Source organism: Kitasatospora sp. NPDC015121, from assembly GCF_055562955.1.
In genome coordinates, this window is sequence record NZ_JBVHEH010000007.1 from 215,102 (window position 1) to 227,217 (window position 12,116).

Genomic DNA, 12,116 nt, shown 5'->3' on the forward strand with positions numbered 1-12,116 from the left:
AAGAGGGGGGAACCTCCATGTCAGCCACCATCGGCAGGCGCCTGGCCGCCACGCTCGGAGCCGCCGTCGTCCTGATGGCCGTCGGCGTGCCCGCGGCCACCGCCCGGGCCGGGCAGTCCGCCGTGACCGACCCCGCGGCCGTCCCGACGCCCGGCTCGCTCGCCACCGGCGCGGCCACCGACGCCTGTGACGACACCACGGCGCCGGGCTGGATCACCACCACCGAGCCCGCGCTCACCGCCCGCACCACCGCGCCCGGCACCCGCTTCAAGGTGTGGGACGCGTCCGGCGCCAAGGTCTTCGACCACACCGCCCCGACGGCCGCCGACGGCACCGTCCAGGTCCGGCCCACCGGCCTCGCCGAGGGCGCCGGCTACTCCTGGCAGGCCTGGCCCGACTACGGCCCGGGCGGCGGGCAGCCCACCGCGGTCTGCCACTTCGGAGTCGACACCACCGCCCCGCGGTTCACCGTCGGGTCCACCGACTTCCCGTCGACCGACAGCGGGGCGGCTCCGTCGAAGTACGCCGGACAGACCGGCACCTTCACCGTCCGGGGCACCGACCAGGGTTCGGGCGTGGCCTGCTACCGCTACGTCCTCAACGGCACGCTCAGCACCGGTGCCCCCTGCCAGGGCGCGGGCATCGCGGCGGCGGCCGCCGACGGCACCGCGACGTTCCAGCTGAGGCCGACGCAGTGGGGCACGAACGTCCTCACCGTGCAGGCGTTCGACAACGCGGGCAACGCCGCCCAGCCGGTCACCCACGTCTTCTACGCGCCCTCGAACCCGAACCCGCCGACCGCCCCCGGCGACGTCAACGGCGACGGCGTCCCGGACATCCTGCTGCCCGACGCGGCCGGAAACCTCCAGGTCATCAGCGCGGACGCCGCCAGCACCGTGCCGACCTCGACCGTCGCGGCCGTCCGCGCACCGGGCGGCGAAGGGTGGAACGGCCTGCAGCTGCTGCACCGCGGCTGGGACCGGTCGCACGCCCCCGTGGACGACCTGCTGGCCCACCGGCCCGGCAGCGCGGGCCTCGCCCTCTACCGCAACTTCGACCTGGGCGGCTTCACCCGGGGCTACAGCTGGGTCCAGCGCGATGTGGACCCGTTCGACCCGCCGGTGCTCCCGGACGGCTTCAACCCCGACTGGTCGAAGGCCACCCAGCTGGTGCCGCTCGGCGCGCTCGGCGCGGACCAGCGGACCTCGGTCCTCACGGTCGAGGACGACAGCCTCTGGCTCTTCACCAACCCCGGCACCATGTACAACTACACGACGTTCGTGCGGATCTCGACCTCCAGCGCCTGGGCCGGCCACGACCTGGTCGCCCCGGGCAAGGCGGCCGACGGCACGCTCGCGCTCTGGGCCCGCGACCGGGCCACCGGCGAGCTGCGGACGTACCCGATCCCCAGGGGCGCCGACGGCGCGTACGACTTCGCCGCGCTGGCCGACCCCGCGACGGGCACGGTGATCGGCACCTTCCCGGTCGCGCAGTACCCGACGCTCGGCAGCTCCGGCGACGGCAACGGCGACGGGCGGCCCGACCTGTACGCCGTCACCGCCGACCGGCACCTGCTGACCTTCGACGGCACCACCACCCCGAAGGACCTCGGCGCCCTGCGCTGACCCCGACGGCCGACCGGCCGGGAAGCCGCACTCCCGCGTCCGGTCGGCCCTCAGCGGGTGCGGCGGGCCAGGCGCCAGGCGCCCTGCTGGACCAGCAGGGTCAGGACACCGGCCAGCACGATGCCCGACAGGTTGAGGGCGAGCTGGACGGCCGAGCCCCAGCCCTGGGCGTACTCGCCGTAGCCGACCGCGACGGCGGCGTTCGCGGCGGCGGGCACCGTGGTGACCGAGATCGCCACCCCGACCAGGGCGGAGGCCTTGGCCGAGGTGAGCGAGAGCAGCCCGGCGACGCCCGCCAGGAACGCGACGACGAACGACATCGCGTCCGGCTGCCAGATGAACGCGGTGTTGGGGCGCTCGGCCGCGAACTTCGCGTCGCTGAACAGGTCCAGCGCGTCCATCAGCAGCGAGAAGCCCACGGTGAGCGCCATCGCCACGGTGAAACCGACCGCCAGCGCCAGCAGCGAGCGCAGCGCCGGACGCAGCCGCCGCTGCACGATCGCGACGCACAGCCCGGCGAGCGGGCCGAACTCCGGGCCGACCGCCATCGCGCCGACGACCAGGATCGCGCTGTCCAGCACGGCGCCGCAGGCCGCCAGCATGGTCGCGACGGTGAGCAGGGCGAGGAAGACCCCGCTGAGCGTCGACTCGTCGTGGACGACCTCCGCCACCTCCTCCCACACCAGCGCGTCCACGCCCTCGCCCGGGGCCGCCTCCTCGGCCGCGTCGGCGGCCGCCGAGAGGGTCAGCCCGGTCTCGTCCATGCTGATCGCCCCGCGCTCGGCAACCCCCAACGCCCGCAGCTCGCCCAGCAGTTCGTCCACCGCCTCGCGCGCCACGTCGCACAGCACCACGTCCCCGGCGGGCCGCACCGCCCCACCCGGCAGCACCACCACGTGGGCGACCCCCACGCAGGCGTCGAGCCGCTTCACGACCTCCTCGCGCAGGTCGGCGGGAACGATCAGACGGAGCTGGAGCACGGGGTCCTCCGGACGAGTGGCGCGAACTGCGCCCACCCTAAGGCGTTCCCGTCAGGACGGCCGCTCCCGGGCCGGGCCCCTGACGCCACCCCGGCTGCCCCGGCCGCCGCCCGCCGGGGCGCCTGCGGGGGAGCGTCGACCGGCCCGCGCGGCAACGGCGTGCACGGCCGCCGGGACGGCCTCAGCGCCGGGCCCGCAGCACGTCGACCTCGCAGCCCGGCGCGAAGGGGTCGAAACCGTGCTCGGCCAGCCAGCGCACCGCCAGCAGGCTGCGCAGCGACCACCAGGCGCGCACCACGTCCAGGTCGACGCCGGCGGTGCCGTAGCCGGCCAGCAGGTCGGGGAGGCGGTCCTCGTGGCCGAGGGTGAAGGTGGCGAGGTCGTACAGGGCGTCGCCGCGGCCCGCCTCGGACCAGTCGATCACGCCGGTGACCCGCCCACCGTCGACGAAGAGGTGCGCGATCTGCAGGTCGCCGTGGGTGAACGCCGGGCTCCACGGCCGGAACGCGGCCTCGGCCACCCGGCGGTTGCGGGCGACCAGGTCGGCGGGCAGCAGGCCGCTCGCCGTCAGCCGCCCGCACTCGGCGTCCAGTTCGGCCGCCAGCTCGGCGGCGCTCCGCCCGGCCCGCCCCGGCCGGGCCGGCGGCGGCGCGTCGTGCAGCCGCCGGATCGCGGCGCCCGCCGCGGCCCACGCCGCGGGCGAGCCGGTCGACGGCCCGCCCAACCGCCCGAGCACCGCCCCCGGGAGGGCGGCGAGCGCCAGCACCGGCGGCCGGTGCCACAGCACCCGCGGGGTCGGGACCGGCGCCAGCGCCATCAGCTCCACCTCGGCGGCCAGCCGCGCCCGGTCGCCGTCCACCTTCAGGAAGACGTCGCCGACGCGCAGGGTCGCACGCTCGGAGTGGGCGACGATGACTTCGACCTCGGCCACGGGTGCCTCCACGGGATCCACGGGCACCCAGTATCCCGGGAACGGCCGCGGCGGTCACCGGCTCCGCCGCCGGGGCCTCCCCCCGCTACCGTGCGGCCGGCGCCCCCGCCCTCGCCTCGGCGTGGGCCGCCCGGGCCGCCAGCACCTCCGGGACGCGCGACTCGGCCCAGCGGGCCAGCGCCCAGACCTGCCGGGCGGCCTCCTCGCCGAGCGGCGTCAGCGAGTAGTCGACGCGCGGCGGGATCACGGCCTGCGCCGCGCGGTGCACCAGGCCGTCCTGCTCCAGGGTCTGCAGGGTCTGGGCGAGCATCTTCTCGCTCACCCCGCCCACCGCGCGGCGCAGTTCGCCGAACCGGTGGGTGCCGTCCAGCAGCACGGCGAGCACCAGCACGGCCCAGCGGCTGGTGACGTGTTCGAGGATGCCCCGGGAGGCGCAGTCGGCCGAGTTGACGTCGGCGGCGGGCCCGCCGGTCAGTTCCTTCACCCTGGCGTTCATGCCAGTAGCTTACCCGAAGGTGGGTACTTCCGAATGGTGAGCGACTTTCCTAGGGTGGGGTGCACAAGCCGTCCTCCCCCTCCAGGAGCTGCATCACCATGAGCATCGTCGTCACCGGCGCCACCGGTCAGCTGGGCCGCCTCATCATCGAGGAACTGCTGGCCCGCGTCCCGGCCGCCGAGGTCGCCGCCGCCGTCCGCGACCGGGACCGGGCGGCCGACCTGGCCGCCCGCGGCGTCGAGCTGCGCACCGCCGACTACGACCGGCCCGAGACGCTGGCCACCGCGATCCGCCCCGGCGACACCGTGCTGCTGATCTCCGGCAGCGAGGTCGGCCGCCGCACCGCCCAGCACCGCGCGGTGGTCGAGGCGGCGAAGGCGGCCGGCGCCGCCCGCCTGGTCTACACCGGAGTGCTCGGCGGCCCGGACGCGGACTTCCGGCTCGCCGACGAGCACAAGGAGACCGAACGGCTGATCCTCGACTCCGGCCTGCCGCACACCTTCCTACGCAACGGCTGGTACACCGAGAACTACACCGCGCTGATCCCCGTCCAGTTGGAGCACGGCGTGGCCGGCAGCACCGCCGGCGGCCGGATCGGCTCCGCCGGCCGCGCCGACTACGCCGCCGCCGCGGCCGTGGTGCTCACCGGCGAGGGCCACGAGGGCCGGGCGTACGAACTCAGCGGCGACCAGGCCTGGACGCTGGCCGAGTACGCCGCCGAACTGTCCCGGCAGAGCGGCCGCCCGGTCGCCCACCACGAACTGCCTGCCGAGGCCAACCTCGGGATGCTCACCGGCGCGGGCCTGCCGCAGCCGCTCGCCGAGATCCTGGTCGACGTGGACGTGTCCGGCATCGCCCGCGGCCTGCTGGCCGGCGGCAGCGGCGAACTCTCCCGGCTGATCGGCCGCCCGACCACGCCGCTGGCCACCACCGTCGCGCAGGCGCTGGCCGCGCACGCGCCCGCGCCCGCGGCGACGGCGGGCTGAGGCGGCGGGCCGGGGGGCGGATCCAGGGCGCGTCTTCACGCCCCCGTCGCAGCCCTGCGGCCTCTGGTGCGTGCTCTCGGCGTGCCGGGTGGAAGGCCTCGTACGGGATGCACTCGGCTTTTCGCCCGGTGCGGCGAGAGGGCGTGCCAGGCGTCGCGGGGCAGGCGGGGGTTCGACGACGGGCCCTGGGGGACGTCACTCGTCGGCCCGGACGTCCTCCCGTGCCGGGCGGGCGGCCGCGGCCGCGTCGGCGTCCGCGGCCAGGCCGGCGAGCAGGCGCAGCCCGTCCTCGGCCGGGCTGCCCGGGGCCGCCGAGAGGACCAGCAGTTCGGCGCCCGAGTCGTCCGGCAGCGCGAAGTTCTCCTGGTCCAGTTCGAGCAGCCCGACCAGCGGGTGCCGGTACGCCTTGCGCCCGTGCATCCGGGCGCGCACGTCGGCGCGGGCCCACAGGCGGCGGAAGCGCTCGCTGCCCATCGCCAACTCGCCGACCAGCGAGGCCAGTCCGGGATCGTTTGGGTACTTGCCCGCGGCCAGCCGCAGGTGCCCGACCACGTCCCGGGTGCAGGACTCCCAGTCCGCGTACAGGCCGCGCTCGCCCTCCTCCAGGAAGATGTGCCGGGCGGTGTTCAGCCCGGCCGGCTCCGGCCGCCCGTACAGCAGTCCGGCCAGCCGGTTCCCCGCGAGCACGTTCATCCGGTGGTCCATGATCAGCGCGGGCGCCCCCCGGACCAGCCCCAGCACCCGCAGCAGCTCCGGCCGGATCCGCCCGCCCGGCACCCTCGCCCGCCGCCGGGGCTGCCGGGCCAGCCGGTGCAGGTGCGCCCGCTCGGTGCCGTCCAGGCCCAGCACCCGCGCCAGCGCGTCCAGCACCTGCTCGGACGGCTGGGTGGCCCGTCCCTGCTCCAGCCGCACGTAGTAGTCGACGCTCACCCCGGACAGGTGCGCGACCTCCTCCCGCCGCAGCCCCGCGACCCGGCGGCGGCCGTCGGTCGGGATGCCGGCCGACGCCGGATCGACCCGGGCGCGCCGGGTCCGCAGAAAGCCCGCGAGATCGTCCACGCCCCTCAGTATCGCCCGCCGCCGCCGCGCCGAGGGTGGCCCCACGAGTACCAGGAAGCCCGGTCCTACGGACGCCCGGTCCCTGAACGCCGGGCGCCGCGGCCGCCAGGATCGGAGGCAACCGCAACCGAGGAGCCCCTCCGATGAAGATCCTGATCGTCCACGCCCACCCCGAGCCCCGGTCGCTCAACGGCTCGCTGAAGGACCACGCCGTCGCCGTCCTCACGGACGCCGGGCACGAGGTGCAGGTCAGCGACCTCTACGCGATGGGCTGGAAGGCCGCCGCCGACGCCGAGGACTACGGCCCGCACGCCTCCAGCCCGCTCCAGGTGCCCCGCGACTCCGGCCGCGCCTTCGACGCCGGGACGCTCACCCCCGACGTCCGCGCCGAGCAGGAGAAACTGCTCCGGGCCGACACCGTCATCCTCCAGTTCCCGCTCTGGTGGTACACCATGCCCGCCATCCTCAAGGGCTGGGTCGACCGGGTCTTCACCCACCGCTTCGCCTACGGCGTCGGCGAGCACAGCGCCACCAAGTACGGCGAACGCTTCGGCGAGGGCACCCTGGCCGGCCGCCGCGCCCTCCTCTCCGTCACCGTCGGCGGCCCCGAGGCCCACTACGCCCCGCGCGGCATCAACGGCCCCATCGACGACCTGCTCTTCCCGATCCAGCACGGCATCCTCCACTACCCCGGCCTCGAAGTGCTCCCGCCCTTCGTCGTCTACGGCAGCGACCGCCTCACCCCCGCCGACTACCCGGCCGTCGCCGCCGCCTGGGAACAGCGCCTGCGCACCCTGGAGACCACCGCGCCGGTCCCGTACCGCCGCCAGAACTTCGGCGACTACGAGATCCCGTCCCTGCACCTGAAGCCGGGCCTGGAACCGGCCGGCCGCAGCGGCTTCGCCCTGCACCTGGAGGCGTAGCCGCGCCGGACGCGCCACGGCGCCTCGCGGGACCGGCGGCCACCGGGGAGCGCACGCGCCCGGGACCGGGTCTCCGGGGCCGCGGACCGGGAGCGGACGAAGAGCGGGGGGAAGAACGGCAACGCCGAGGTGCGGGACACCGCGTGCGACGGGGGCCGGTGTTCAAGGACCGGTCGGTGCCTCCGATTCGGTCACGGGGCCGAACTCGGCCAGGGCCAGCTCGGAGGTCAGCTGGTAGCCGCCGCCGGCGCAGTCCACCTCGAGTGCGGAGAGCCGGCCGTCGGTGTCGACGAGGAGGTCGGTGGCGCAGTCGAGGACGTGGTGTTCGGTCAGCCGCCGGAGGTAGCGAGTGCTCACGGCCTCCTCCAGCGCGGTCACCGGCAGTCGCCCGGACAGGTGGTGGGCCCGGCCGCCCCTGCGCGTGCGCAGCTCCTCCATCCCCCGGTAGGAGGCGGGGTCGGCGGCCAGCAGCGACCACACCAGGGGACGGTGGTCCGCCACCAGCCGGTCGACGGTGCGTTCCGTCCTGGTCCACGGCCCTTCGTCGACGCGTTGGTAGGAGGCGTCCCGGGTCAGCGTCAGGTACACCGTGGTGACGCTGCCTCCGATCAGCCCGAAGGCGGACACCTCTCCGGTCTGGACGTCCGCCACGTTGACGGTGCCGCTGAGCCTCGCGTCGGAATCGGTGTCCCGCACCCACCCGGACAGGCTGGCGGAGAACGGCACCCGCGCCGCGTCGACCAGCGCCAGCAGCTCTGCCGTCCCCTGCGCGCCGCCCGGAGCCGACGGCGAGGCGGGAGCGGGCCGGCCGCCGGGCGGGGAAATCGAACACCCCGCCAGGGCCGCGGCCGCGACGGCCACCACCGCCCAGTTCCGAAACGACGACACCGAAAGCCTCCCTCTGATCCGGACCACGGATCGACGGGGCATACGTTCTCGCAGCTCAACGCCATCGTGCAAATGGATTCGTGGGCGAAGGGAGAGTATTTTCCGTCGTTCGGTCAACTCTGTTCCCGCCCGCGTTCCTTGGGATCGTGATGCCTGTTCGATCCGCGCGGGCGCGCGGCTGGTGGTGGGGGAGCGTGGCGGCCGGGGCTTCGCTCCCGGTGCTTCGGGCGCTCCCTCGTAGGAGCCGCATTCGGCTCAACTCCCGGTGGCGGGGCGGGATACGTTCGCGTCCGACCGACCCCGCGAGCGGCCCCGCCGCCCGAATCGAAGAGGCACCCCCGGATGCGCCTGCGCGTGAAGACCGCGATGGCCGCCGCCATCGCCATGGCCGCGACCCTGCTCCCCGCCGGCTCCGCCCAGGCGGCCCCGGGCCGTACCGGCACCGCCGCCTGCCCGTCCGGCTACCTGTGCGTGTGGGACCAGCCCGACTACCGGGGCCGGATGTACCGGTTCCTCGGCGACAACGCGTCCTGGGGCAGCTGGGAGGTCGACAACAACGACCGGTCCTGGTTCAACAACGGCACCTCGGACCGGTACGCCTGCGTGTGGCAGTACGTCAACCTGATCGGCCACGCCAAGGCCCTCGCCCCCGGCGAGGCCTCCCCGGACGACCCCGGGCACGCGGGCCGGGGCAGTTCCAACGACTGGCGGCGGGGCGGCTGCGAGTGAGACCGGCGCGGCGGGTGGGAGACGGATCGGGTCCGGCCGGGTTACCGTCTGAGCAGCAGACGGGTGGCAGGGCAGGGGAGGGCAGAGGGATGACCTCGACGGCGGAGTCCGGGACGCTGCGGGTGCCGCGCAGCATCAACGGCATCGAGCAGGGGCTGACCTACGAGGAGCGGGCCCGGTTCTACGCCGAACTCGGACCGGTCGAGGACCCGGCGGACCGCGAAGCGGTGATCACCACCTGGTGGCTGCGGGCGATGTCCGCCGCCTACGGCGACGACCGGTCGGGCTTCCGCGCCGCCGTCGCCCCCGTCCTCGCCGACGGCCGCTCCCGGCGGGCCGCCGCCTGAGCGGCCGCCGCCTCCGGCGGTAGGGCGCGCCTCGTACCACGGCGCGGCCGGGCCGCCCGGCGACAGCCGAACCCGCCCGCAAGCGCCCGGACCCTTCACGAACCCCCTGTCGCCACGGCGGACTTCCGCACGGTCGTGACCGCGGCTCGGACCGGCTGCCGCACCTCCCGCGCCGCACGCCGACTGGCCGGACGGCCCCGCGACGGTGTTCTCGCGCGGTGGTCAGCCCTGGTCGAGGACGGCGGTGACGACCGTGTGCAGGTGGCGGCGGAAGCGGTCGAGGACGGGGAGGTCGAGCGGGCCGCGGCGGGTGCCGGCCGGGTCGATGACGCCGGCCTGGCCGAAGGAGTGGGACGTCCAGACGATGGTGAAGACCAGCATCTCGACGTCCGCGCGGGCGCCGAGGCCGGCCCGGGCGAGGACGGTGCGGACGGCGGCGGCGACCTCGGCCACCAGCGGACCGGCGAACTCGCTCTCGATGTCGGAGTGGTCGGCGCCCTCGGCCAGCCAGCGGCGCATCCACAGCGCCGGAACCTCGGGTCGGCGCAGGCAGAACGTCAGGTAGTCGTCGACGAAGGCGAGCAGCGCGGCCCGGGTCTCGGCCGGGGTGGGGCCGCAGGCGTGCAGCCGGGCCAGCGCCTCGGTGACCACCTCACGCTGGGCCAGGTGGGCGCGGCGCATCACCTCGCGGTACAGCTCGGGCTTGCCGCCGACGTGGTAGGCGACGGTGGCGATGTTGAGGCCGACTGCGTCGCCGATCGCCCGGGTGCTGGTGGCGTCGTAGCCGCGTTCGGCGAACAGCCGGGTGGCGGTCGCCAGGATCCGTTCGCGGGGGCCGTCCTCGGGCAGGGCGCTCATGGGCATCGAGGATAGCGCACCGGCGAGGAGGTTCCCATCAGGTGATGGAGCGGAAACAAGCAGGTCACCACCCATTGTGCCGGACTCCATCATTCGATTGAATGAGCGCCTTCCCACGAGAGGAGCACCCGGCATGGGCTCGACCAGGGTGGCGGTGATCGGCGCCGGCGCGGCCGGGCTGGCCGCCGCCAAGGCACTGCTCGACCAGGGGCTGTACGTCACCGTCCTGGAACGCGGCACCCGCGTCGGCGGCCTGTGGGCCGGCGACGACCCCGCCGGCGGAGGGGCTCCCCGGCGTACGACAGCCTGCACCTGAACACCAGCAAGGGCCGCACCGAGTTCGCCGACCACCCGATGCCCGCCGCCTGGCCCGACTACCCGTCCGCCGCCCGGGTGGCCGCCTACCTCGCCGACTACGCCGACCGGTTCGGCGTCACCGAGCGGGTCAGGTTCGGCACCACGGTGCGCCGGGTCGTCCGGGACGCCGACGGCTGGCGGGTCGACGGCGAGCGCTACGACGCCGTCGTGGTCGCCAACGGCCACAACCGCGAGCCGAAGTGGCCCAGCCCCGGCTACCCCGGCAGCTTCGACGGCACCCAGCTGCACGCCCACGACCACCGCGGCGCCGACGCGTACGCGGGCAGGCGGGTGCTGGTCGTCGGCACCGGCAACTCCGCGATGGACATCGCCGTCGACGCCTCGTACGTCGCCGACGGCCCCGTGCTGCTCTCCGCCCGGCGCGGCACCCACATCGTGCCCAAGTACCTGTTCGGCCGCCCCGCCGACGCCACCGGCGGCGCGCTCGCCGTACTGCCCTGGCGGATCCGGCAGGCCGTCGCGCAGAGCGTGCTCAGGCTCGCCGTCGGCACCCCCGGCCGGTACGGACTGCCCGAACCCGCCGGCGGCCTGTTCCAGGACCACCCCACCATCAGCGACACCGTCCTGCACCGCCTCACCCATGGCGAGATCGAGGCCCGCCCCGGCGTCGAACGGCTCGACGGCACCCGGGTGCACTTCACCGACGGCCGCACCGACGAGGTCGACGTCATCGTCTGGGCCACCGGCTACCGGGTCACCCTGCCCTTCCTGGACGAGCGCTGGACCGGCCCCGACCCCGAGCGACTCCCGCTCTACCAGCGGGTGTTCCACCTCGACGACCCCACCCTCGGCTTCGTCGGACTGATGCAGTCCACCGGCGCCGCGCTCCCCGTCGTCGAGGCCCAGGGCCGGCTGGTCGCCGCCCACCTGGCCGGCCGCTACGCCCTGCCCAGCGCCGAGCGGCAGCGCGCGCACGTCCGCCGCGCGCACGCCGCCGCCGTCCGGCGCTGGGGCGACAAGCGCCCGATGATGCGGATCGACTTCGACCGGTACGTCGCCGCCGTCCCCCGCGAACTCAAGGCCGGCGCCCGCCGCGCGGCAGCGAACGAGAAGGAGAACCAGCGGTGACGATCCTGAACCGCCGCCAGGACCCGCGCGGCCGCCGCGTCCTGATCACCGGCGCCTCCGGCACCATCGGCCGCGCCCTCGGCACCCGCCTCACCGCCGCCGGCGCGCACGTCCTCGGACTCGACCTGCGCCCCACCGGCGACGAACCCTTCCCCGTGCTGCGCTGCGACGTCACCGACGACGACGGCGTGACCGCCGCCGTCACCGAGGCGCTGGCCACCCTCGGCGGCCTCGACGTGCTCGTCAACAACGCGGGCACCGGCGGCCCCGCACCCGCCGAGCACGCCCCCGGCGACGAGGTCCGCCGCCAGCTGGAGATCAACCTGCTCGGCACCTGGCGCACCACCGCCGCCTGCGTCGACGCCCTGGTCACCGCCCGCGGCCGGGTCGTCATGGTCACCTCCCGGATGGCCGTCATGCAGCTCCCGCTCGCCGCCGCCTACGGCGCCTCCAAGCGCGCCATGGTCGCCTACGCCGACGCGCTGCGCCTCGAACTCGGCACCCACGTCGGCGTCAGCTGCGTCTACCCCTCCGCCGTGCGCAGCCCGATCCACGACTCCACCAAGGCCGCCGGACTCTCGCTGGAGGGCATGAGCGTGTACGAGCCGCTGGAGGGCGTGCTCGACGCGATCGGCAAGGCCGCGTTCTCCACCCGCCCGCACCGCGACGTCACCACCACCCGCAAGGGCGCCGTCGAGTTCTTCCTCGCCCGCCACCTGCCGGCCCTCACCGACCGGATCGTCAGCCGCACGCTGGCCGCCCGCACCCCCGCCGGGGCCTTCGACGGCGCCGAACTCGCCGCCGGCCTGGTCGCCCGCCACCGGGGAACGGAGTGACCGGGGTCGGGG

14 protein-coding genes are annotated in these 12,116 nt (G+C 75.4%); 8 read left to right on the forward strand and 6 right to left on the reverse strand.

The features are described 5' to 3' along the window. Positions 1-17: 17 nt before the first annotated feature. A complete protein-coding gene (locus ACZ3J7_RS12725; RefSeq protein WP_465619743.1) occupies positions 18-1,625 on the forward strand; it encodes a hypothetical protein in 1,608 nt (535 codons plus the stop codon). Positions 1,626-1,675: 50 nt separating this feature from the next. On the opposite strand, the gene ACZ3J7_RS12730 is transcribed toward ACZ3J7_RS12725, so the two are convergent. From ACZ3J7_RS12730 to ACZ3J7_RS12740, 3 genes are all read right to left on the reverse strand, one after another. Next, positions 1,676-2,605, reverse strand: a complete 930-nt coding sequence (locus ACZ3J7_RS12730; RefSeq protein WP_465619745.1) for a DUF389 domain-containing protein — start codon at positions 2,603-2,605, stop codon at positions 1,676-1,678. 181 nt (positions 2,606-2,786) lie between these two features. After that, complete coding sequence (locus ACZ3J7_RS12735) at positions 2,787-3,536, reverse strand: phosphotransferase family protein (RefSeq protein ID WP_465619746.1); 750 nt, start codon at positions 3,534-3,536, stop codon at positions 2,787-2,789. Positions 3,537-3,621: 85 nt separating this feature from the next. Continuing rightward, positions 3,622-4,032, reverse strand: coding sequence for a winged helix-turn-helix transcriptional regulator (locus ACZ3J7_RS12740; RefSeq protein ID WP_465619748.1), 411 nt, complete (start codon positions 4,030-4,032; stop codon positions 3,622-3,624). Between the two features lie 98 nt (positions 4,033-4,130). Between ACZ3J7_RS12740 and ACZ3J7_RS12745 the strand changes: the two genes are divergently transcribed. Then, positions 4,131-5,018: an NAD(P)H-binding protein gene (locus ACZ3J7_RS12745; protein WP_465619750.1), complete on the forward strand. Its 888-nt coding sequence runs from the start codon at positions 4,131-4,133 to the stop codon at positions 5,016-5,018. A 195-nt stretch (positions 5,019-5,213) separates the two neighbouring features. Here ACZ3J7_RS12745 and ACZ3J7_RS12750 read toward each other — a convergent pair whose 3' ends face one another. Continuing rightward, positions 5,214-6,077 carry a helix-turn-helix transcriptional regulator gene (locus ACZ3J7_RS12750; protein WP_465619752.1) on the reverse strand — a complete coding sequence of 288 codons (864 nt, stop codon included), beginning with the start codon at positions 6,075-6,077 and terminating at the stop codon, positions 5,214-5,216. 143 nt (positions 6,078-6,220) lie between these two features. Between ACZ3J7_RS12750 and ACZ3J7_RS12755 the strand changes: the two genes are divergently transcribed. Continuing rightward, on the forward strand, positions 6,221-7,000 hold the full coding sequence (locus ACZ3J7_RS12755) for an NAD(P)H-dependent oxidoreductase (RefSeq protein WP_465619754.1): 780 nt from the start codon (positions 6,221-6,223) through the stop codon (positions 6,998-7,000). 162 nt (positions 7,001-7,162) lie between these two features. Here the strand turns inward: ACZ3J7_RS12755 and ACZ3J7_RS12760 are convergent, their stop codons facing one another. Next, positions 7,163-7,888, reverse strand: a complete 726-nt coding sequence (locus ACZ3J7_RS12760; protein WP_465619756.1) for a hypothetical protein — start codon at positions 7,886-7,888, stop codon at positions 7,163-7,165. Between the two features lie 342 nt (positions 7,889-8,230). On the opposite strand from ACZ3J7_RS12760, the gene ACZ3J7_RS12765 reads away from it, so the two are divergent. Together ACZ3J7_RS12765 and ACZ3J7_RS12770 are read left to right on the forward strand one after the other, a co-directional pair. Next, positions 8,231-8,617 carry a peptidase inhibitor family I36 protein gene (locus ACZ3J7_RS12765; RefSeq protein WP_465619758.1) on the forward strand — a complete coding sequence of 129 codons (387 nt, stop codon included), beginning with the start codon at positions 8,231-8,233 and terminating at the stop codon, positions 8,615-8,617. An 89-nt stretch (positions 8,618-8,706) separates the two neighbouring features. Continuing rightward, positions 8,707-8,964, forward strand: coding sequence for a hypothetical protein (locus ACZ3J7_RS12770; RefSeq protein ID WP_465619760.1), 258 nt, complete (start codon positions 8,707-8,709; stop codon positions 8,962-8,964). A gap of 222 nt (positions 8,965-9,186) precedes the next feature. Here ACZ3J7_RS12770 and ACZ3J7_RS12775 read toward each other — a convergent pair whose 3' ends face one another. After that, positions 9,187-9,822 carry a TetR/AcrR family transcriptional regulator gene (locus tag ACZ3J7_RS12775; protein ID WP_465619761.1) on the reverse strand — a complete coding sequence of 212 codons (636 nt, stop codon included), beginning with the start codon at positions 9,820-9,822 and terminating at the stop codon, positions 9,187-9,189. 133 nt (positions 9,823-9,955) lie between these two features. Between ACZ3J7_RS12775 and ACZ3J7_RS12780 the strand changes: the two genes are divergently transcribed. Genes ACZ3J7_RS12780 through ACZ3J7_RS12790 form a run of 3 tightly spaced genes read left to right on the forward strand, consistent with a single transcriptional unit; the run spans position 9,956 to position 12,104 of the window. After that, a complete protein-coding gene (locus ACZ3J7_RS12780; protein WP_465619763.1) occupies positions 9,956-10,138 on the forward strand; it encodes an NAD(P)-binding protein in 183 nt (60 codons plus the stop codon). Between the two features lie 38 nt (positions 10,139-10,176). Further along, the gene (locus ACZ3J7_RS12785; protein WP_465619765.1) at positions 10,177-11,268 is read left to right on the forward strand and encodes a flavin-containing monooxygenase; all 1,092 of its coding nucleotides are present in this window, start codon (positions 10,177-10,179) and stop codon (positions 11,266-11,268) included. Then, complete coding sequence (locus ACZ3J7_RS12790) at positions 11,265-12,104, forward strand: SDR family NAD(P)-dependent oxidoreductase (RefSeq protein ID WP_465619767.1); 840 nt, start codon at positions 11,265-11,267, stop codon at positions 12,102-12,104. Before ACZ3J7_RS12785 ends, ACZ3J7_RS12790 begins: the two co-directional genes overlap by 4 nt. The last annotated feature ends 12 nt before the right edge of the window (positions 12,105-12,116 follow it).

Bases quoted from the DNA above. Each gene is read 5' to 3' on its own strand.
- ACZ3J7_RS12775 (WP_465619761.1), bottom strand. From the start codon at position 9,822: ATGAGCGCCCTGCCCGAGGACGGCCCCCGCGAACGGATCCTGGCGACC.
- ACZ3J7_RS12765 (WP_465619758.1), top strand. From the start codon at position 8,231: ATGCGCCTGCGCGTGAAGACCGCGATGGCCGCCGCCATCGCCATGGCC.
- ACZ3J7_RS12755 (WP_465619754.1), top strand. From the start codon at position 6,221: ATGAAGATCCTGATCGTCCACGCCCACCCCGAGCCCCGGTCGCTCAAC.
- ACZ3J7_RS12745 (WP_465619750.1), top strand. From the start codon at position 4,131: ATGAGCATCGTCGTCACCGGCGCCACCGGTCAGCTGGGCCGCCTCATC.
- ACZ3J7_RS12785 (WP_465619765.1), top strand. From the start codon at position 10,177: ATGCCCGCCGCCTGGCCCGACTACCCGTCCGCCGCCCGGGTGGCCGCC.
- ACZ3J7_RS12770 (WP_465619760.1), top strand. From the start codon at position 8,707: ATGACCTCGACGGCGGAGTCCGGGACGCTGCGGGTGCCGCGCAGCATC.
- ACZ3J7_RS12725 (WP_465619743.1), top strand. From the start codon at position 18: ATGTCAGCCACCATCGGCAGGCGCCTGGCCGCCACGCTCGGAGCCGCC.
- ACZ3J7_RS12740 (WP_465619748.1), bottom strand. From the start codon at position 4,032: ATGAACGCCAGGGTGAAGGAACTGACCGGCGGGCCCGCCGCCGACGTC.
- ACZ3J7_RS12780 (WP_465619763.1), top strand. From the start codon at position 9,956: ATGGGCTCGACCAGGGTGGCGGTGATCGGCGCCGGCGCGGCCGGGCTG.